The 20,871-nt window shown below is 63.3% G+C and carries 15 protein-coding genes and 1 pseudogene; 5 read left to right on the plus strand and 11 right to left on the minus strand.

Annotated features, from left to right (window positions below):
• Window position 1 precedes the first annotated feature (1 nt).
• The 4 genes from DES52_RS15645 to DES52_RS15660 form a co-directional block, all read right to left on the minus strand.
• Window positions 2–964, minus strand: coding sequence for a hypothetical protein (locus tag DES52_RS15645; RefSeq protein ID WP_110887770.1), 963 nt, complete (start codon window positions 962–964; stop codon window positions 2–4).
• Window positions 965–1,236: 272 nt separating this feature from the next.
• Window positions 1,237–2,736 (minus strand): ISL3 family transposase, encoded by a 1,500-nt coding sequence (locus DES52_RS23765; RefSeq protein ID WP_170131089.1) that lies wholly within the window; start codon window positions 2,734–2,736, stop codon window positions 1,237–1,239.
• Between the two features lie 266 nt (window positions 2,737–3,002).
• Window positions 3,003–4,997, minus strand: coding sequence for an AAA family ATPase (locus tag DES52_RS15655; protein ID WP_110887772.1), 1,995 nt, complete (start codon window positions 4,995–4,997; stop codon window positions 3,003–3,005).
• The gene (locus DES52_RS15660; protein WP_170131090.1) at window positions 4,994–6,445 is read right to left on the minus strand and encodes a hypothetical protein; all 1,452 of its coding nucleotides are present in this window, start codon (window positions 6,443–6,445) and stop codon (window positions 4,994–4,996) included. Before DES52_RS15660 ends, DES52_RS15655 begins: the two co-directional genes overlap by 4 nt.
• A 373-nt stretch (window positions 6,446–6,818) precedes the next feature.
• Between DES52_RS15660 and DES52_RS15665 the strand changes: the two genes are divergently transcribed.
• Both DES52_RS15665 and DES52_RS15670 read left to right on the plus strand, forming a co-directional pair.
• Window positions 6,819–8,069: an HAD hydrolase-like protein gene (locus tag DES52_RS15665; protein WP_170131091.1), complete on the plus strand. Its 1,251-nt coding sequence runs from the start codon at window positions 6,819–6,821 to the stop codon at window positions 8,067–8,069.
• Window positions 8,066–9,034, plus strand: coding sequence for a DNA-processing protein DprA (locus DES52_RS15670; RefSeq protein ID WP_211317942.1), 969 nt, complete (start codon window positions 8,066–8,068; stop codon window positions 9,032–9,034). Before DES52_RS15665 ends, DES52_RS15670 begins: the two co-directional genes overlap by 4 nt.
• A 173-nt stretch (window positions 9,035–9,207) precedes the next feature.
• On the opposite strand, the gene DES52_RS15675 is transcribed toward DES52_RS15670, so the two are convergent.
• The 7 genes and pseudogenes from DES52_RS15675 to DES52_RS15710 all read right to left on the minus strand — a co-directional run bounded on the left by DES52_RS15675 (window position 9,208) and on the right by DES52_RS15710 (window position 15,869).
• Complete coding sequence (locus DES52_RS15675; RefSeq protein ID WP_110887775.1) at window positions 9,208–9,906, minus strand: hypothetical protein; 699 nt, start codon at window positions 9,904–9,906, stop codon at window positions 9,208–9,210.
• 45 nt (window positions 9,907–9,951) lie between these two features.
• A complete protein-coding gene (locus DES52_RS15680; protein WP_110887776.1) occupies window positions 9,952–10,218 on the minus strand; it encodes a hypothetical protein in 267 nt (88 codons plus the stop codon).
• Between the two features lie 9 nt (window positions 10,219–10,227).
• Entirely contained in the window at window positions 10,228–11,316 is a 1,089-nt protein-coding gene (locus tag DES52_RS15685) for a PDDEXK family nuclease (RefSeq protein ID WP_110887777.1), read from the minus strand.
• 141 nt (window positions 11,317–11,457) lie between these two features.
• Window positions 11,458–11,973 carry a hypothetical protein gene (locus tag DES52_RS15690; RefSeq protein ID WP_110887778.1) on the minus strand — a complete coding sequence of 172 codons (516 nt, stop codon included), beginning with the start codon at window positions 11,971–11,973 and terminating at the stop codon, window positions 11,458–11,460.
• A 151-nt stretch (window positions 11,974–12,124) separates the two neighbouring features.
• Window positions 12,125–12,730 (minus strand): annotated as a pseudogene (locus tag DES52_RS23025) (5-methylcytosine restriction system specificity protein McrC); the annotation flags it as partial.
• Window positions 12,731–12,751: 21 nt separating this feature from the next.
• Window positions 12,752–14,068: an HAD-IA family hydrolase gene (locus tag DES52_RS15700; RefSeq protein WP_110887780.1), complete on the minus strand. Its 1,317-nt coding sequence runs from the start codon at window positions 14,066–14,068 to the stop codon at window positions 12,752–12,754.
• A 247-nt stretch (window positions 14,069–14,315) separates the two neighbouring features.
• Window positions 14,316–15,869 (minus strand): PEGA domain-containing protein, encoded by a 1,554-nt coding sequence (locus DES52_RS15710; RefSeq protein WP_170131092.1) that lies wholly within the window; start codon window positions 15,867–15,869, stop codon window positions 14,316–14,318.
• An 831-nt stretch (window positions 15,870–16,700) separates the two neighbouring features.
• On the opposite strand from DES52_RS15710, the gene DES52_RS15720 reads away from it, so the two are divergent.
• The 3 genes from DES52_RS15720 (at window position 16,701) to DES52_RS15730 (ending at window position 20,830) form a co-directional block, all read left to right on the plus strand.
• The gene (locus DES52_RS15720; RefSeq protein ID WP_110887784.1) at window positions 16,701–18,032 is read left to right on the plus strand and encodes a tetratricopeptide repeat protein; all 1,332 of its coding nucleotides are present in this window, start codon (window positions 16,701–16,703) and stop codon (window positions 18,030–18,032) included.
• A 337-nt stretch (window positions 18,033–18,369) separates the two neighbouring features.
• Entirely contained in the window at window positions 18,370–18,942 is a 573-nt protein-coding gene (locus DES52_RS15725; protein WP_146237323.1) for a hypothetical protein, read from the plus strand.
• 205 nt (window positions 18,943–19,147) lie between these two features.
• Window positions 19,148–20,830, plus strand: coding sequence for a DUF262 domain-containing protein (locus DES52_RS15730; protein ID WP_110887786.1), 1,683 nt, complete (start codon window positions 19,148–19,150; stop codon window positions 20,828–20,830).
• Window positions 20,831–20,871 lie beyond the last annotated feature (41 nt).

Here is a 20,871-nt window from a genome sequence, read left to right on the forward strand (position 1 = left end):
ATTACTTCCGGCGGCGGAAGGTGTCGAGTTCGTCTTCCATCCAGTCGACGCCGCGTTCGAACGCGGTGATGCTGTCGTCGATCGCTTTGAACTCCTTGGATTGCTTGTGGTCGGGGATGTCGTCTTGTTCGAGTGTCGTGCGTTCGCGCCGCAGGTCTTTTCGGCGTAGCTTCATCGCTTCGATGCTTTCGTTGGCTTTGCCGAGGCTGCGTTCGTACCCGAGGGTGACCACTTTGAAAGTGACTTGCGCCTTGATGACCTCGGTACGAACGGCCTCCGCGCCCATTTCCACGAGCATTTTGGTCGTGGCGTTCGCGCCGGCACCCATCACGGCGCCGGCGGTCGCGCCCAGGCCGGTGACGAGCCACATGCCGCCTGCCATGCCCGCGCCGCCAACGGCGAGGCTGCCGCCGCCGAGCGCGGCGAGGCCTGCGGAGGTGGCAGCGGCGCCGGCCAGGCCCATGGCGCTGCCGACCATCGCGCCGATGGCGGGCGCGGCGAGCCACGCGACGGGCGTGACGAGCAGCAACCCGCCGACGACGAACGCGACGGGCATCCACCAATTGACGTTCTTGTGCGCTTTGACCGCTTGGGCTTTTACGTCGAGCACTTCCCGGACGACTTGCGGACTTTGCTTGAGCAGGCCAGCGACGTGATTGAGGGCGCGTTTGAAGTCGTCTCCGTCGTACTTGAGGTCATGCGGCGAGAAGGGATTGATGAAGGCGAGTTCGATCAGGACTTGTACGCCTTCGTGCACCGACAGGTCGGGCATCAAAGCTCGAACGGAGTGCAACGTTCGAGCGTTCGACGCGAGTTGCGGGTAGACGTCGCGGAAAATGTCGAGGTTGTCGTCGACGGCATCTTGCTTTTTGCGTTGCAGCGCCTTGTCGGATTCACGAGCAGCGAGCTCCGAGGCGAGGACGAGTTTACTGATGGATAAGGCGAGCGTGAACGTGTTAGCCATGATCTCCTCGAGGAGGCGCTGCCATACCGTCAGGCAAGGCCAGAGATGAAGTCATCTTCACTCTAGCTAGGTTTTTTCATACGCTTTCCACATTTGAGGTTGACGCGAGCGAAGCAAGACAAGGATCTTAGAGACGCCAAGAGAGAGGGTGTACAAGGAAATGGCTCTTCCGCGATGTACGCGCAGCCCTCATGCAGCCAACAAAACCCGCTTTCGCAGCAACTCGAACGACCCCCGCTCAAACATCTGACGCTTAATGAGCTTCAGGCGATTCACGACGCCCTCGGTCGGGCCGTTCGACCATTTGTTTCGCTCGCCGCCACCAGGGCGTCCCATTCGTGCCTCAAGCCGAGCACAAACGCCTGCAACGATTTCAGCCCGCTCCCTTCAACCTTCGCGCGCCAAGAAGCAAGATCAGCGGGCTTCGCGTCGAGCAGAGCACATACGAAGGTCCGGGTGAGGGTTCGAAGCTCGTTCAAGGCGGGAAAGGTCGTCAGGATCACGTCCAGCACACGCCGCTCGTCGACGTCGAGTTCCGTCCTGGGTTTCACGAAGTACCACGCGAGCGGAGCCGAACCGCCACGAATCAGATTGCTTTCGGGCAGTACGTTCTCGTCGAATCCCCGTCGTGGCTCGGTCCAGCGACGAACGGGCGGGTACTTCCCGGCATACCCCAGCGCTTGAAGTTCTCGCCAAAGCAGCTTGGCGTTGCGACACCCTTCCGCCCAGCGTCGTCGGAGATGTGGCTCGAACACGTCAAGCGGACTCGGTCGTTTGCGTCGCCTCGACACGCCCGGCGGGTGCTCTGTGCGTACGGCTGCGTGAACGGTTGGGCGTGCGATGCCAAGGGTTCGAGCGATGCCACTGATCGTCATTCCTTCGCTCTGCAACGTGCGGATCTTGTGATACTGCGCTCTTCTTCGCTCGGTGTACGCGTCACGCCGGACGTGGTCGATGCGAGAGCGGCGAATCTGCGGCAGTTGCAGACCGGCTTGGATGAGGACGTTCGAGATGGCCTGCTGCTCTCGGGCCCGTTGCCGTTCGACGGCTTCCCGGAGGTTCTTGAGGACGTGCCATCGGTCGAGCACTTGCCGAGCTTGCGGCGCACCCGTCGTAACGGCAACGAAATACTCTTTCCCACGATCACGGGCGACGAGTTCGATGTTCGGACGAGCTTGGAGCCATGTTGTTACCGTCGAAGCATCGCGATCGGAAAGAAGGTCGACGGGCGTGCCCGTTTTGAGGTCGACGATCACCGTGCCGTACGTGAAGCCCTTTCGGAAGGCGAAGTCGTCGATGCCGATGAGGTTCGGACAAGGACGTTCGGGACGCGGAAGGGCATGAACCAATCGCAACAGACGATCGGGGGAAACGAACAGGCCCGTCGAGGTCAACAGTCGCGAGCCAGGTTCTGCGCCGACGTCGAGTGCCACGCGTTCGAACACGGAGCTCAGCCGCTTCGTGATCCGTTTGAAGGGTGTGATGAACTCAGGGAAGGCTTCGGTGAACGTCTGCTTCGTACAGGGGACGTGGTGACATCGAAAGCGCCGAACGATCAGGCGCAACGAGACGGTGACACCGAGGCACGGCAGATCCTGTACGAAGCGCGTGGAGCGGCTGTGAAGCCGGAAGCTGACAGTTCCGCACGAGGGGCAAACGCAAGCACGTCGACGACTGGCGAGGGTCAACGTGAGCGCCGCGTTACCCTGCTCGACTTCGACGAGTTGGAGGTCAAGCTCCGGTGGGAACAAGGTGTGGAGGTCGAGCGACACGCGTCGCAGTCGAGCACGTTCTCATGACAGCACGCAGATTGCGGAAGAGCCATTTCGGTTGACACGCCCCGGCGACTTGAGTGTTCTCGTGACGTTCGCCGCGTCACCGGATGTGTGCGCGCAACTTGACGCGGCCGGACGGAATCCTCAACGTGCGTACGAGGTGTTCGCCGGGACGAACCTCATCACGCCGTGGACGTTTTCCTTGCGGTGACTTGAACGCGCCTGAGACAACGAGGCGCGCTTCCATGGAAGCGCGCCTCGTTTCACAGCAACCGCGTTTGCGCTTGCGTGTGCAACCGACGAGCGGTGTTCGGCAACGTCAACGTCGCCGCGACACTTGCGAGTTGCTGAAGTTGCGACGCGCTCAACATCTCCAAGTGCGGAAGAACCTTGTCGTGCAACGCGCGGTCGAGCGGCATGCCGTGCGCGTGCAAGTCCAGCACGTCGTGCACGAAGTGCGTTCCAAGCGGCAGCATGTGCCGAACGGTGAGTGAGTCGCGCGCGTCATCACCCGCTTCACCCATGAACGCGAACAGGGTGTCCACGGCGTTCGCGTTAAAGCCGCGCGCGAGGAACCAAGCGCGCTCACCGGGCGGCACGCTGAGGTCGAGGCGCACGAACCGTCGAGCAAGCGCGGAACCCACCGCGAACAACTGCTTGGAATCGAGGTCGTTCATGGTCGCGATGATGCAGAAGTCCTCGGGAAGGTACACGGCGTGCGACGCGCCGTCTTCTTCCCCGACCAGCGGAGTCTGTGCTCGGTATGCCGGGTCGAGCAGCGTCATCAACCGCCCGAACGCTTCGTCTTGATGCGCTCGGTTGAATTCATCGAGGATGAGGAAGTGCGGACGCCCCCACGAACTCGAACTGTGCGCGTGACGCTGCGCGGCCGTCGTGACGACGCCGGGCACGAACGCGTACCGTAACCCATCGGCTGGTACGGCGCGCAACCCGCCGAGGACGTCCACGGACGTCCATCGCGCGTCGGCCGTCGCGAGCGTAAAATTCGGTCGTCCGGCGTCGTTCACGCCGCACGCTTCTTCCGCGAGCAGCGTCGCGAGCAACGTCTTCCCGCACCCGGGCGGTCCGACGAGCAGCAGGTGCTTGCGTTCGCGCACGTACATGCGCGCCGCGTCCAGCAACTCCAGGTCGATCACCATGGAGTCCTCGATGACGCGCGGCACGAACGCGGAGCCAGACGGTACTTGAGGCGTGCCGGGCAGCGCCGGAGCGGACGGACGCGTCGACGCGACGCTTGGCGCGAGCGGCACCGATGCCTTCTGCACGGACGCGTTCACCTGCTTGGTCGGCGTGACTTGAGCTGCACCGTCGTTTTCACGCGGCGCGAGCGGCGCCGAAGTCGATGCGACCTTGCTTGGCGTCACGGTCGACTTCGGTTTCTTCGTGGCCCGCTCGGGCGCGGGCATGACGCCAGGCAAGGCGTTCAGCAGTGCTTTCGCGCGGCCACTCGGTTCGTACGGCGGTTGACCGTCGATGTCCAGCACGCCGTACGGCTCGTTGGTCAACCCGCCTTCCAGCAAGTACTGCGTGAACGTCCCCACGTCACTCGACACGAGCGGCGGCACGAGGTCGTATTGATGGTTCGCGTCCGCGTCCACCTGCCCGATCAACTGCCCTTCGTACGAGTACGTGGTGCCCGACCGCGTCAACACGTGTTCATACACCCGCAAAAACTTCACGGCCGTTTGCCCGGTGCGGTCCCGCATCACCAGTTTGGCGACGCCCGAGCGAACGTGGTCGTTCTCGAACACCAAGCGGAACGCGCGCACGTCCGCGCGTTCCCGGCGTGCCGCGTCACTCAAACTTTCTTGCGTGGCGACCACGATTGTGCGTGGCACCTTCTCGAACACGTCAAGCCGTTCGCCGTACGCGCCGCACACGCCCGTCGCGTACAGCACCGTGAGGTCCGGGCCGCGCGCCGCCACGAGGTGCGCGTCGACGCACGCGAGTTGCGGTTTGCAATAGCGTTGAAGGGCTGCTTCGAGTCGGTCGAGCATGCTCTTCGGGAACTTACCGTTGCGTGGCAACGGCACGCGAAGTTCGCACGTCGTTTTTCGTTCCGCGTGCCTCGGTTCAGGCAGGGGAATCGGCGGGGACAAGAAGTTCCCGGCGGTGTCCACCCACCACTCGAGGGCCGCGGCGTGCTCCGTGAACCACGTCAAGACGTCCGGTTCGATGCGTTCTTTCACGTCGGTCAGCAATTTGAATTGAGCGAAGACAGCGTAGTGAGCGTTCATGACCGTCCTTTCGAGCTTCTGGCAAGTTGAAGCGCGGCGTGCAAGCGAGCTTTGATCGTGCTCGGGTCGTCCGCGGGGTGCACGCGGACCTTCCCGAGGAACGCCCGCCCACCGTGCAACGCGTCGATATCTGGCGCGAAGCGGTGCGCGGACGGCCACAACGCCAACCCGAGCTTCGCGTGGTACGCGCCCATGTACCGCAGCAGTTGAGCGTTGATGTCTCGCAGCGCTTCTTCCCGCAAGTTCTCCAGCGGGCGGTACTTCACGTCCGCAACGAACGCAAAGCCGTCGTCGAACACCACCGCCAAGTCTGGACGAGCGGCGAATCGGCGGGCGCTGCCCACGCCGCGGAACAGGTGTTCGACGTTGTACTCGACGCGTACGCCCGACCCTTCGAAACGCCCCACGCGTCCTTCATGCCCGCGCGCTTCTTGCAGGTGCACGCGCGTGGCCCCCAACGCCGCCGCCACTTCGGCCGCCACCCACAGTTCGTACAAGTCGCTCATGCGTGCTTGCCCGGCGGGAAGGTCGTCGAACGCCGCGCTTCCGCCTTGGAACGCTCGAATCAGGTGACTTAACGCGCCTTCCACGCCGTGCGGCCTCAAGCTTGTCGCGTCGAGCGGCACGGTCGTTACGAGCTCGAAGGTGCCGGCGAGTTCCGTTCGGGCGCGCGCGAGTCCGGCGAGCAGCATTGCCTCGTTCGTGTCGAGTGCCGCTTCGTGCAAGGCGTTCCACAACGCCAACGCTTGCCGCGCGAATGGCGTGTCCGTCACGCGCGTCGTGTACACGGCCACGTGATCCGGCGTCCCGCCTCGCCCCCAGTGATCCAACGTGCGGCTCCAATCGACGCGAGCGGGAACGCGTCCGCCGGGAATGACCGTCGGCACGTGCGTCGCCCGTTCGGACGGTGCTCGCGCGTACTGCACGCACGCGTCGTGCAACCGCCGCGCGAAGTCACGAAGGTGCGGCGCAGCGAGCGCCGGGCGCTCGGCAAACGCAAGCGCGTCCTCCGGGGAAGCGAGGTGCGTCCACGGCACGTGCAAGTCGCGTGCGAGCAGTGGAACGCGCCGCGTCATGCGGCGCAACAGCCGCCACGCGTCGTTCGCGTGAGCGTGCAATTTGGCCGGGTACACGAAGAACGTCACGAGACGCTCGTCTCCAGAGGCGAAGCGCACGTGAAACGTGTGCCGACCGACGCGTCCGGTGAGTTGAATGCGAAGCGTTCCGTTCGAAGCGGGCCGTCGCACCGGCACATCCCGCGCGTCTTCCCGGGTGGGTAGCGCGTCGCGCTGCTCACCCCACGTGACGTGCGTCAACGGTTCCGCCGCGTGCAACGTGACTTCGGCTTCCTCAGGCACTTCGAACGTGAGGGACCGCATCGAGAGCGGTTCGATGGGTCGGTCTCCTCGGGGGGTGATGACGTTGACGTGGACGTCCAGCGGGCGCATTCCTTTACACAATGCACGCGCGCAACGACGAAATGTGCGCATTTGCCGAGCGATGGCGACGTTACGCTCGGCAAATGCCCGTCGGAACGGCCTCTTAGGGTTTTACGCTGAGCGCGATGCTGACGCTCACACATCGAATCGAACCAGCGCGTGTCCGCGTGACGCCGTCAACGCTCCCCTTGCATTCGCACGCCAAGCCAGCTCAGCGAGCATGGTGGACCTTGACTCGTGTCGCACGTGCTTCACAGGTCAAGTCGTTGAGGGGAAAACGAGTTCGATGAAGGCAATCGAACCGCGTTCTACACGCAGCGAAGCAGTACCTACCCATCGAGCCGCGGCGTCGCGATCGTTCGAATCGCCGTTCAAGTTGGTCGTGTTCGACCTTGACCACACCCTCGTCTTCACGGACGCGTTGCAAACGCACCGAGACGACCCTCAGTGTGATTACAACGGCCCGGCGTTCAGGGAGGCGTTGCAATTCGCGCACTGCGATTATCAATTGCGCTTGTTTCTCGAAGCGTTGTCCGCACTGCCCGCCGAGCACCGGCCGCGCCTCGCAATCGTGACGCGCGCGAAGCACGCGTACGCGCAAGCGGTGCTGCAGCAGTTCCTCCCGAAGGTGACGTTTGACGCACTGCGCTGCTTCGAAGACGCACGCGACGGCGGCGGCGTGTACAAACCTCATCCACGCCTCGTCTTGGAGTTGATGGCGACATTCGACGTGGCCGCGCATGAAACGGTCGTGGTCGGTGATGACTTGGGCGACGTCGAGATGGCGTACCGCGCGGGCGTCACGAGCATCCTCGCGAACTTCTACTGGCAACGGCGTGACACGCAATCACCGAAGAAGAACGAGTTCTTTTACGCGCTGGACGCGGTACCCGACGCGGTCGTCGACACGGCGAAAGAGTTACGCGACGCTTTGTGCCGTCCGGCAGAGCGCTTACCGTTCGTTGAAGCGTTCGAGCAGGGCGTGTCGCCGCGCGTCGCGCTTCGCAAACCGACGCATGTGAAGCTCACGGTGTTCGGACTGGTTCACGCGCCAGGCTTGGTCGTGCACGTACTCGGTCGGTACTTCGCGGGTCCCCGTCATGAACACGATGCGACCGTCACGCCGCGGCGTGCAACGCACGGCACCACGCGTAACATTCTCGCCAAAGAGCATGGTGACGACCGCGTGCCGGACACGTGGGTCGACGCGTGCAGCTTGTTGTTGCCGCGCGTGCTCAGCCTGCGCACGCCCACCGTCATCACGATCATTCCGTCGAAACGAGGGCGAGCGCGACGCATGGAATGCCTCCTCGTACGCCTGAGCGAGCGCTTTCCCGCGTCGTCGTGGGTGTTCGACGCGCAAGTGTTCGAGTTCATGGAAGGCGCCGCGTCGCAAAAGCACCTTCCGCACGCGCCCGAACGGCACGAGAACATCGAGCAGCACTTGAAGTTGCACGAGACGCACGTCGTGCAGCCGCGGTATCGTTACATCGTGCTCGACGATGTCCTCACGACCGGCGCGACGCTGCTCGGCGCGCGACACGTTCTCGTTGGCGCGGGCGTTCGCGCTTCGAACGTTCAAGGCGTTGTCATCGCCAGAAACGTACGCTGCCGGGAAGGACGCCGACCGTGACGATCAGCGAAGACACCTTTCGGTTGTTGACGCTGCAGCACCTCAAAGGCGTCGGGAACGTCACGCTGACCAAACTCGCCACGAACCCGGCGTTTCGTGAAACGAACACAGCGGACGTGGCGCGCCTCATGCCGAACTTGGCGAGTAAACTCGACGCGGCCGCGTTGGACGACGCGGAGCGCGCTGCCCGCACGCAAGCGGACGCGGCCCGTTCGGACGGTGCGATGATCGTGTCGCTGCTGGACGACACGTACCCGCCGTTGTTGCGCGCGACATTCGACGCGCCCGCCGTGCTGTACGTCAAAGGCCGCGTGCAACCGCAGCGGTGCCTGGCGGTGATCGGCACGCGCGAACCCACGCGGCACGGTGAGGTGATCGCGCAGCGTCTCACCGAGCACTTCGCGTCGCGCGCTTGGAGCGTCATCAGCGGACTTGCGCTTGGCGTGGACGGCCTCGCGCACCGCGCGGCGCTGGACGCGGGCGGGCACACGGTCGCGGTGCTCGCGCACGGTCTGCACACGGTGGCACCGCGCGGGCACGCGGCCCTCGCGCGCGACATTCTCGACGCGGGCGGCGCGCTTGTCACCGAGTACGGGTACGGCGTGAACGCCTTTCCACCGCAATTCGTGAAGCGCGACCGGGTGCAGGCAGGCTTGGCGCAAGGCGTGGTGCTCGTGCAGACGGACGTCACAGGCGGCAGTTGGCACGCGAGTCGCGCGAGCGTCGAGTACGGTCGGGTGCTCGCGTATCCGCAGCCGACGCGGCACGACCGGGAAGCGAACGCCCCGAAAATTCAAGGATTGTTGGAACTCGAACGCTCGGCGAGCGCGGCAGCCGCGCAATTGAAGTGCTCGCCGAGCGCCTTGGAACGGGTGTACCCGCTCGCGTCACGCGATGACTACCCGCGCTTCGAGGACGCATTGAACGGTCCGCTGACCCCGGGTTCGCAAGCATCACTTTTTTAAGAATCGAGCGTCACGCAACGCGATGGACGACAATCCACGGTGATCGGAAGGTGCGGTCACCGTGGATTGTCGTCGAGAAAGGATGGGCGTGAACCGTGCGCTTCGCAGGACGGCGCCTTGACAGGGGCGAACGCCACGCGCCGTGTCGTCGTGCCGTGCGTGCTTGGCGGTTCTCAATCCCAGTACCCAATGTCCTTTCGATTCCAACTGGGCGTTTGCTGCAACGCCTCGGTCGATTCTCGGTACAACGCCATGATGCGTGCGGCTTCCGCCGCTTGAGCTGCTTCCGCCGCCTCTTCATGCGGTGTTTTTCGGCGAGCGGCAGGACTGAGGCTGGGAGGCGTCAAATACCACCCCGGCGGCTCGGCCGCCGGGCGGGTCTTCTTGGCGTTCGTCTTGGACTTGCGCTTCGCCGTTGCTGCTTGCTTCGCTTGTTCGACACGTTGTGTCGGGCGCGCGGACGCTTTCACGTTCGCCTTGGCCGTCGCCTGACGTTGCTTTTTCTTGCGTTTCGCGGCCTTCGTCGCGGCACCGCGCTGGGTCGAGGAAGGCGCTGCCGTGTCATGCAACAAGGCGGCGCACTTGGGAATCAAGTCGTAGTTGGCGGCGAGGCGCAACGGATCGTCGGGCGCGACGCGCGCGTCGATCGACGCGCACTCGCGCAAGAAGAGCGTCATGTCACAACGACTGCGAATCACGTCGAGGACTTCGAAGAGGTGATTCAAGAAGAGCCGCACGATCTGCTCCATCGGCACTTCCACCACACCGTGCACGGCCGTGGTCACGCTGACGAGCAGGCACTTTTTTGCTTTCCGCACGCGAACCTCGCGTTGAAAGTCGCTTAGGAGCAACGCGTTGCGCAATCGAGTCACGATTTCTCCTCGTAAGCTGCCGAATGAGTGAAAGGGGGAGGCGAGTTACCGGGCGTGCGGGTCGTACACGAGCGTGAAGGCGTCCCAGTCTCGCTTGCCACCCTCCGTGACGAGCACGCAAAAAGGCGTGTCGTCCGCGTCCCACTTCGTGTTTCCCATCACGAAGCCACGGAGTTGCACGTTCGGTCCACGCACTGCCTTCGAGCAGTTCACGAAGTAGCGGTGGTACGCCCCAGTCGATGTGACGACCACCCGCCACTCCCCGCGTTCCCAGACGCACTTCATGTCCACTTCAACGATCGGTCCGTACATGATGTCCTCCTACAGGGACGCTTCGAACGCCGGCTTGAAGTGCACGCTCAAACGCTCCAAGGTGAAGCGGTTGCGCAACTTGCACGCGGAGTTCTGATTGGCGAACAAGCCTTTCTCCCACACCGCTTGCTCCAACGCGCGCGTGTCGAGCCACCGCACGGGCACCATCCACTCGCAGCGCTCGTCGTCCTGGTCGTGCAGCAACTGCCCGCGCAACGTCAGCGCCGACAACCGCACGCGTTGCCCGCCGTGCTCGACCGTGAAGTCCCGCGCGGGCACGGCCGCGCCCGTGACGACGCCCACGCCGACGTACCCTCGCTTCGGTACGTGCACGGACACGCGGTCGCCTTCCTTGAGTTGCTTGAGGCTGTTCGTGTACCACGCGCCACCGCCCGCGCTGACGAAGCCAAGGGTGCGCGCGTCCTCCCACGCGCGTTGCGCGTCATGCCCGAACGACACGTAGTAATCACGTTCGTTCCACGATTCTTGCGTGCGACTCGCCGGGCTTTTCTCGACGCTGCCTTCGACGTCGCTCGGGTCGAGCAGCCACGTGCGCGCCAAGTACTCGCTGGCGCCTTCCTTAAAGTACCGGAGGAACACCGCGTTAAGAGGCACGCCGTACTGCGCGAGGTACGCGATGATGCGTTCCGTGCTCGGATCGAGGTGCGACGCGACGATCAGCAAGCGGTGCCGTTTGTTCAGTTCGTCAGGAACGGGCGCGTCGTCCCCGAAGCGTTCCGCGAAGCCTTGCTCGAACGCTTTGCCAGCGTGCTTCTCCGCGTAGATTTCACGGATGCGTTCGTTGGACAGTTGCTGCACCCACGCGGCGTAATCGAGGGTTTGCGCGACGACTTCACGAGGCGTCATGGCGCGCTTGAGTTCCACGACGCACACGTCCCCGGTGATGTCCACGGCGAGGATGTCGATGAACTTGCCGTTGTCCGTGCGGACTTGCGAGCCGAGCACCATGAGGTTCGCGTCCAGCATGCGAATGTCACGCGTGAGGGCGTCTTCGAGTTTCGCTTCACTGTCGAGGTGCGTGAACTGCACGGGTTCAATGGTCGGGCCGAGGCGCCAAATGCCAAGTTCGACAGGCATGCGTTCCTTTTCGTGGTGCGCGGCGAGAAGAGGAGGGCCGGAGCGACGTGGCCATGAAGTCGAATGAAGGCGGCGGCGTACCCGCGTTGACAGGCGAAATCGTGTGCGACCGCCGCCGAATGCTCGGCGCACCGTACCCGCTTAGACCGTTTGGCCTTCGCGTTGCAGCACGGCGCGAAGTTCGTCTTCGTCCGCGTACCCGGACGCCGCTTGCACCAACGCGTCATCGCGCTGGCAGGAGAAGCCCGCTTGCTCGAGCGCACGAACGAAGTCCGCCATCGCTTCGGGCGGCACGTGGTAGAACCACCCGTTGAGGGTCGAGTCGCCTCGCGTTCCGAACGCTTGGCGAATCGACGCGGGAATGACGGTCAGCATTTCTTGTTGCGGCCACGCGGGCCAATCGCCGTCGTCGAAGCCGTACGGCGTTTCGAACGCGTCGTCCGCGTCGGGTTCCTCGTCGTACTCGCCGTACTCGGACTGCTCGATCAGCTCGCGGTACAATTCGGGGGACGCGAGTTGCTGCACTTGAGCCCACGTGTCGCACGTCGCGACGACGTACCGCGCTTGCGTGAGGGCCACAAGGCGCTCGCGTGGCAACGCGACGACGGCCGTGCCACCGCCGCCTTCCACCAACCCGTACACGAATGTGTGAGGCATGCCGTTGTCATACCACCCACGCGCAGCGCGTCATGCACATTTGCCCAGGGGCTCGCCGAGCTCCCGTTCGCATGCTTCAACGCCCGCTTTCACGTTCACGCTTTGAAATCAAACAGTCGTCCGTGAAGGGCACGCGAGCGATGCGAGCGCATCACCCGTCGATCAATTGCTGGGTGGCGACGTCGAACGGCAGCACCCGAAGCGTTAACGCGTGCCCGACCTCGAAGGGCGGCAACGCTTCGGGAAACGCGCGCGTGCGCGGGTACACCAGCCACACTTCTCCGCGCCCGACAGGGTACTTGTGACCGTACGAGAAGAGTTGGTAGAGGTCCGCAGCGCTCACACCGGCTTGCACGCCAAGCGTGCGGTCGAGGCGGCGTTTCCACGTCACGTCCGCGATGACGACCCGCCCGTCGTGAAACGTGAGGCGCAAGTCGGGACGAAGGGCGAACACGCGCCGCGCATCTTGCCACGCGAGAAACGCCCCTTCCACTTGCGCTTCCACCCGGCGATCGACCGCTCGGCCGTTCGCGTCGCGTGCGCCCCGCGCAAGGTGGCAGTGACGTACGCCTCGTAAAGTTCGTGCAACGAGAACAGCGGCGCCGTCACCCGCGTCTACGAAGGGCGTGCGTTCCGAAAGGATCGACTCGGTCAGGGGTCGCAGTGGCGCGTCGTGCAACATCGAACGCTCCGCGCGCCACACCGCGAGGTCCTCGCTTGGCTCCGCGCTCTGCGGAACGTCGGCGAGCGCGAACTTTGCATCGTTGCCGTGTCGTGCTCAGTACGGTTGCGTGTACCAACACCCGGTGAAGCGGTAGTTCGCGCAACCCCAAAACGGGCGGCCGTCGGATCGGCGGCTCAGCAACTGCAAGTCAGCGCCGCACTCCGGGCACGTCAACGTCTCCTTCTGCACGCGAAACATCGTTCCACTGATCGTTTTGGCGAGGGCGGCGCCTCGCACGTCGACCGCTCCAGCTTCCCGCAAGCGTTGCAGCGCGGCGAGCAACGTCGCGCCTTGCGTGATCACGTCGTCCAAAACGAGGACGCGCCGACCCGTGCAAGACGCACGTACGCTCAGCCCGGCTTTCACCGTCGGGAACCGCGACGCCGCTGGCAGGTGCTTGATGGATGGCGTGCCTTCCTGAAACGCGAGCAGGTGCGCGTCGAACGTGACGTCGACGTGCGGGGACGCGTCGGCCATGACGTCGAGAATGCGTTCGAGGCGCGCGTCCTTGCCAGGCTTGGTTGGAACGACCGTGATGGTGTCGACGTGCCACGTTGCGGCGGCGTACTCGGCCAGCGCTCGGAGTGCCGGACGCCACGCGTCCGGTACGGGGAACGGCTCCGGGCGTTCTTTCAAGGCGATTTGACGCGACAGCGGATGCGTGCGGTGCAAGTGCAAGGTGCGGTTGAAGTTCGGGAAGTACCGCCCGAGGACGTCCACGAGGAACGGCGCGTGCCCTGGAACGTGCACGCCGACGGGAATGGGCTCTTGCCGTTGCGACGCGGCTTCATCTTGATGCAGCAGGTACCCTTCGAGGAGGGGCCGCGCGAGCGCGGGCGACGTGAGGTACGTCAACAGGTCGTTTGGCTCGAACAAGAACGCGTCGGGCACGAAGGCGTACGCGTCGGCGTCCGCGTCATGCCACGCGCACAGCGCGGCTTGCATGCCCGCGTGGTACGCGGCTTCCATGTCGTCGCGGTGGTCGCCGACGACGACGACGTTCGCCGCGTCGACGTTCAAGCGCTTCGCGGCCAATTCGAACACGTCCGGGTACGGTTTGGCGCGCGCCACGTCTTCGTACGTGACGATCGCGGTCCACGTGACGCTTGGAAATAAGTGGGTCAGGAGTGTCTCGGCGTACACGCGCGTTCCGACGACCGCGGCGGCGAGCGGCACGTGGGTCGTGAGACGCTGCAGCACCACTTCCAAGTCCGGGTGAGGCGTTAAGTCGTGCAGGGCGCGTTGCAACGCTTCGCGGTCTTGCGTCGCGCAGTACGACTTGAGGTGCCCGGTCGCGGCGAGGGTGTCGTCGAGATCGAAGATGAACGCGCGAACGAGCGGGTGGACGGGGAGCGGGGAAGTCGCGAGCATGATGTTCCTCGAAGGTGACGGCGGCAGTGAATTGACGGCATTGTAAATCGTTGCGTCACCGAACGAAGCGCACGTGCCCGCGACGCCTCGTTTCACGCTGTGGCCCGCGCGTTTGGTGACGCGTGCCGCCGTGAAAGCCGATCATGCGGTGCGAGGACGCCACTGCGGTGGCGCCCTCGCACCGCATGACGGCTCCGCTCCTCGCGTGATCGACGTGTCGCTTTTCGTCGCTTGGTGGTCGTCGAGGTTACTTGCGCGTTAAGCGTTCTCGAACTTCCACTTGCCCGTCTGGCGCGACCAGCACGCGTCCCGTGAAATCTAGGTAGCCTGGCAGGCGCAGCGTGTACGTCAAGCGTCCGGGCGTCACGCGTCGCACCACGAACGGCGTCTTCCCGACGGCTTGGCCGTTGATGATGATGCTCGCGCCGCTTGGCGTGCTGACGAAGGAAACGCTGGGTTGCTCGCGCAGCGTGAACGTGCTCGCGGTGGTGGCGTTGCCTGTGACGCGCACCACGCGTTCCTCATCGAAGTACCCGTCTCGCCGCACGGTCACGCGGACGTCTCCCGGCGGAAGGTTTGGCACGACGAACGGCGTGACGCCCACGCGGCGTCCGTCAATCACGATGTCGGCGCCTGAGGGATGGGAAGTGACGTTGAGCGCGCCGAGCGTACGGGCCAGCGCGGGAACGTTGACCGACCGCGTTTCGCGAGGTCGAAGCTTCACCCTGGCGTTGAACGCTTCGTACCCGGGTGCTTGCACGTGAAGGTGCTGCTCGTACAGCGATGACACGGCAACTTCAAGGCCGTCGTCAGGAATCACGCCGCGTGAAACGCCGTTTGTGGTGAGCAGCGCCCCAGGCGTTCGCCCTGAAACGAACAAGGTCGCGTCTGCCTGCAGAAACGGCGTTTGGTTCGGCAAGCCGTACAACCGCAACGGACAATCGCAGATCTCCTCAATGAGCAAGTAGCGTCCATCCAAACTGAATTGCCCGTCGACGATGTTTTGAGCACCTTCAAACGCGCGCGTCACTTGACTGCCCGTTGAGGTGTCCGTCAACACGATGCTTTTTCGTGGTGAGGCGCTGTTGTCGAAGGACGCGAGGGTGCGACCGTCCGGGCTCAACCAAAACGGGGATCCCGGTCGGGTTTGCGCGATGATGCTGGTTTCGCCCGTGTCGACATTGGTTTTCGCGATGAACTCGGCGGAAGCACACCCGGACGGGCACCGAGCGAAGGTCGTGTAGTACAGCGTGGCGCCGTCTGGTGAAACGGCGCTGTGTTCGTACCATTTGAACGGCAGTGACGCGAGCGGTGACTTGCTCGTGAGGTTCACGGTTTGCTGACGAACGAACGCGTCCGAGTAAACGTCAACGTGTCCTTCTCGAGGAGCGCCGATCACGATGAGCCTCGAGCCGTTGGGCGCGACTTTGAACGTCCGCAGTTGCTTGGTGAGCAAAGCAGGCGGAGCTTGTGGCGCGCGCAAGTCAAGGCGGTACAGTTCTTCTTGATTGCGGTACGGTCCGCGTTGAAACACGAGCGAGTCGCCGAGCAACGCGGGATTTAAGCAGTAATTCGTTTGGTTGTCCGCACGGGCCGGGCCGCTTTCGAACAAGCGGCGGTTGGGTTGCGTGACGTCAATGCCAATGACGCACGCGCCCGGTCGAACCAAGGTCACGAACAATTGCCGTCCGTCTCGTGAAAAAAGGAAGTCCGTGGCCATCGCGTTCGCTGGAAGGTTCACGGCTTCCGCTTGACTTGCTCCGTCAACGCGCCGTAACTGCACCCCTTGCGGAGTCTGCACGACCAAGCGTGTTCCATCTGGTGAGAATCGATACTTGCTGAATTTCGGGAGTTCCCGAAGAAGTTGCACGTTGGGCGGTGACGTCGATTGCGTCACCGCGACGTTTGAAAGAGCGAGCGCGAGAACCAACCACGAGAACATCCTCAATCGCATTCCTTCACCTCACGAACGAGTCCTGCGGCTCGGCATGGGTCGCTGACGACCGGGCGGGCCGCCCGGTCAACGTCATCGTGCGAAGAATCGAGTGGTACGAAGAATCGACTGGCACCCAAACATTGAAATGCCCCTCGTTGCAGTGCACGTCGAGCATCTCGGAACGCCAGGCGTTCGTTCGCACGAACCAGCGGCCGTTCGCGGTTTTGAGCGTTGACGTCGTGACACGCACGGCGGTGAAAGCGACGCCGCGGTCCCGCGTGAACGGTGATGTCGTCGGTTGTACCGTGAGCGCTCATGCCTGCACATGCCAGTGCAACGCTTCGCGTGCGCGCGTGCTTGATCGTCGAACTGGCCGCATCAACGCTCATCGTAAACAACGTGTCGTCGTTTGGAAGCGCAAATGCCGACGCGCGTTCAAGCTCGTGTGACGGCAAATCGTCATTTGTGGCGCTCTCGAGAAGAGCGTGTGCGACCATACGGGCACGTGCGAAGCTCGCCTGGAAAGCGTCACGGGTTCTTGAAGCGGTCGCTGTTCGAAGCGGCGCCACGCTCATTGTCCGAAGGAAATCGAATCGTATGACCACGAATGACTCCAACGCCTGGCCGACCGACTCCCCCACCCCTCCAGAGCCTTCGTCGGCACCGAAGAAGACATCACGTCGCACGATAACCATCGTGCTCACGTTGCTGGGCGTCACGGCAATCGCAAGTGCTGGCGGCGCGTGGTGGTACACGCAAGAAGGCTTTTCGCAAGCGCCGGACACGACGGCCGTCGTCTTCACGGACGCCGTGCGCGCGGGTGAGTACGGGCGGGCGTACGACCTTCTCACGCCACGCAGTCGAACGGCCCTTACGTTTTCGCAATTTCAGCAACTCATCCGGGCCTTTCAGCAGCGCCTGCCGGCCGACTCGTCTGGCGTCACGGTCGTGAAAGACGACGGTTTCTTCGCGCGTGGGGCGACGTTGACGTTGCACGGCGAAACGCGCGCCGTGCAACGCGTGACGCGAGCCACGCCGCCACTGCGACTGCAACTTGAGAACGGCCGTTGGCGAGTGGTCGCCACGAACTTGTACGCACACGCAATGGTTGCGTTGCTGCCAGATTTGCGCGACTTGATTCCGCCGAATCGACCGGGTGAGCAGCACTTCGGTTCTCGCTCGGACATCGATCGGGCTGTCGCGACGGAGAAAGCGAAAGGTGACGAGTTGCTGCGCCGCGTCAACACGTGGCATCTGCGAGCCGTTGCGTTCGACGATTCCTTTAAAGCGCAAGGCCTTCTCAAGGAAGCGGCGGCGTTACGGCAAGCGCTTGACCCGGCGCTCGTGGAAGCGGCGCGGCGCGCACGAACGGCGGCGTCTCGGGATCGCTTGAACGACTTGATGATTCAAGCGTTCGTCGCATTCAACATGTACGACAACGAACGCGCCGCTGCGATTTACCGGCAGGTGCTGGCCAGTCCGCTCGCGACGCAAAAGCAACGTTCGGACGCACAAGGAGGCCTTGAGGAGATCGCGGGTAGGAACCGCACGAAAGCCCATTGGGCGTCGCTGGAGCAAGCCAACCGCGCGTACGACCGGGCCGAGCATCAAAAAGCCATTGCCATCTTGCAGGAGTTGCTCGCTGAAGACGACCTCACGGTCGAGCAGCGCGCTCAAGTGAACTACTTGTTGTCCTTCGCGTACCGAGACTTCGAAGACGTGCCGAACAACATGCAAAAAGCCATTGACGCCGCGCGCGCCGCCACGGACGCTGACCCTTCAAACGGCGAGTACTGGTGTAACTTGGGCGACCGCTTACGTCAATACAAAGTGCACGGTGAGTCGACGCGCGCGTTTCTGCGTGGTATCTCACGTGCGTCGACCAGTAAAGTCAAAGCTGACTGCTACGTGTACTACGGTTGGAACTTGTACGAAGACGACGATTACGACGGCGCTCGGGCCGCGTGGGAGAAAGCCGTCGACCTCGATCCTCAAAACCCGGACGCGTTGAGAGCCTTGAATCAGTGAAGAACGGAACGCGCTTCGGGCCACACGAGACGCGTGGCCCGGGGCGCGTTGAAGCGAGCTTTGATCGAATTTCGCGGCCTGTTCACGACTGCAAGATGGTCGCGTGGTCTTCGTCGAGCACCCCGCCCCCCTCGAGTAGGGACCGAGCGGCACCGCGATTCTCGCTCGCTCTTGTCGACCCAGCCTCCGCGAGGACCACGGTGCTTCATGACGCGGACCGCAGCGCGATGCCGCCGTCCGCTGCGTCGAGACGGCAGCGAATGCACCCTTGCAGGCCTTCGTGCGTGAAGCGCTCGTTTGCCCGTAACTCGCGAAGGCACGCTCGTATGCTGAACGCATGGATGACAGCAGCTTCTACAGTGGCGACTGCCCGAATTGCTATGGAAGCGGGTACGATGACGGTCAGTGCGACATGTGCAGTGGCACGGGTACGGCTTTTCAATTCGCGCTCCCACCCGAGGAGCGCGGGCCAGAAGCGAGTCGGCGAAGACAGGAAGCGAACGACGCGCTGATCAGCGACCCCTTCGATGTACCGAACGACGCGGATGACCCTTCGTTCGTTGGGGTGGTCGTTGAGGACGTCGCGGCAACGCAACCAGACGCGATGAAGCTGGACGGCGAGTTCTACGCGGGCCGTTGCCGTGACGTCGAGGAGGCCTTGCAACGGTACCATTGGGCGTTTTTCGTGTTCGAGCCAGGCTCGTATCCGCTCGGGAAGGACGACTTGTACCATCAGGTGTTCGTCGTGAACGAGTTGGACGCGTTGCTGTACCTTGATGATCTGCGCGCTCGCACGCCCGACTCGGAAGTACTCGCGTTGCATGAACGCGCCATTCGAGCGCAGATGCTCGCGGAATCGGTCGATTGGGCGAAGGTACATCGGCAACGACGCTCGACCCGCCAGCGGTAAAACCTCCGCCGTTGTGCGACCGCGCGGACGTATCGGCGGCGCGGCCTCCGAGGGCGGCGAAACGCGAAACGTTCCGCGCCCTTGCACGCAACTCACACGTGATTTGGAGGTGCTGGAATGAGCTTGGACGCTTCGCCGTCACGTCGTTCGACCGTCCGGCACTTGTCGGCGCGCGTCGCTCTGCGAGTGCGACAATGCACGGGTTATGAGCGCGAAAATCCACGGAGCGGAGTACCCGGTTCAAAAGATCTTCAGTGACGACTTCACCTTCACGATTCCGTTGTACCAACGCCCGTATTCCTGGACGACCGAGCAAGCCGGCGAGTTGCTCGAAGACCTGTTGACGGCGCTCGACAACGCGCAAGAACCGTACTTTCTCGGCAGCATCGTCCTCATCAAGACGGACGGCCGAGCGGACGCCGAAGTGATCGACGGTCAGCAACGCCTCACGACCTTGACGATTCTTCTCGCAGCGCTTCGCGATTCACTGCAAGAAGCAGGACATGCCGCGGCCAGCAGCTTGAACAAGTACGTGTTTCAGCAAGGTGACGTGTTCACGGGCACGCCGGATAAACCACGCTTGACATTACGCGAACGCGACGCCGCGTTTTTCCGCACGCACATTCAAGACGCGCGCGGCTTTCACGGTGTTTCAGAGCAGCTGCCCGATCCGCAGCGTCACTTGCGCGGCAACTACGAGTTGTTCAAATCGCGGCTCAACGCGTTGGCGGTGTCCGTGCGCACGCAACTCGCGTCGTTCGTCCTGACCAACTGCTTTCTCGTCGCGGTGTCCACGCCCACCATGGAGTCCGCGTACCGCATTTTCAGCGTTATGAACGACCGCGGCTTGGACTTGTCGCACACGGACATCCTCAAATCGGAAGTGATCGGAGCGATTCCAGCGGCGCAACGCGAGCAGTACACCACCATTTGGGAGGAACTCGAGCAGACCCTCGGCCGCGATCACTTCGAAAGCGTCTTCAAGCACCTACGCACGGTCGTCCGTAAGATCAAACCGCAAGACACGCTGCTCAAAGAGTTCCGGACGTTCGTTCGCCCGCACGAAGACCCCGTCGCGTTCATCGAACGGTACTTGCAACCGTACGCTTTGGCGTACTCGACGTTGCGTGACTGCGCGTACGAAAGCGTGCAAGCCGCGGAGGACATCAACGCCCTCTTGGAATGGCTGGGCCGCGTCGACAACGAAGATTGGGTGCCGCCAGCGTTGGTGTTCTTCGTGCAGCATCAACATCAACCGGCCTTGCTGCTGCAGTTCTTCACGCGTTTGGAGCGCCTCGCGGCCGGCATGATGATTTTCCGCGCGAACATCAACGAGCGCATCAATCGCTACGCGGCGTTACTCACCGCGTTGGAGCAAGGCAACGCGCTCGCTGCTGGCAGTCCGCTCGACCTCACGGCCGAGGAGTGCCACAAGGTGGTGCGCGCCTTGGATGGCGACGTGTACAACGCCACGAAAATCCGCACGTACATTTTGCTGCGCCTCGACGCGGCCTTGTCCGGCGGAGGCGCTCGGTACGACCACAAGACGATCAGCATCGAGCACGTGCTGCCACAAAATCCACGCGTCGGCAGCACGTGGCTGCAGTGGTTTCCGGACGTGCAAGAGCGGGACCGCGCGGTGCATCGTCTCGGCAACCTCGTGCTGCTGTCGAAGTCGAAGAACAGCCAAGCGGGCACGTTCGACTTCGACAAGAAGAAGAGTGTTTACTTCCGCGCGCGTGACGGCGTGTCGCCATTCGCGCTCACCACGCAGGTGCTGATGGAAGCTGAGTGGACGCCGAACGTGCTGCACCGCCGGCAACGCGCGCTGGTGCAGTTGTTGATGAACGTCTGGCAGCTTGGTGTGCTTCGAGACGCCGTATCGTAAGCGTCCGCCACGTCAAGAAGTGACGCTCGGCACCGCTGGTG

This window comes from Deinococcus yavapaiensis KR-236 (assembly GCF_003217515.1).
In the GTDB taxonomy this organism is placed as follows: Bacteria; Deinococcota; Deinococci; order Deinococcales; family Deinococcaceae; genus Deinococcus_A; species Deinococcus_A yavapaiensis.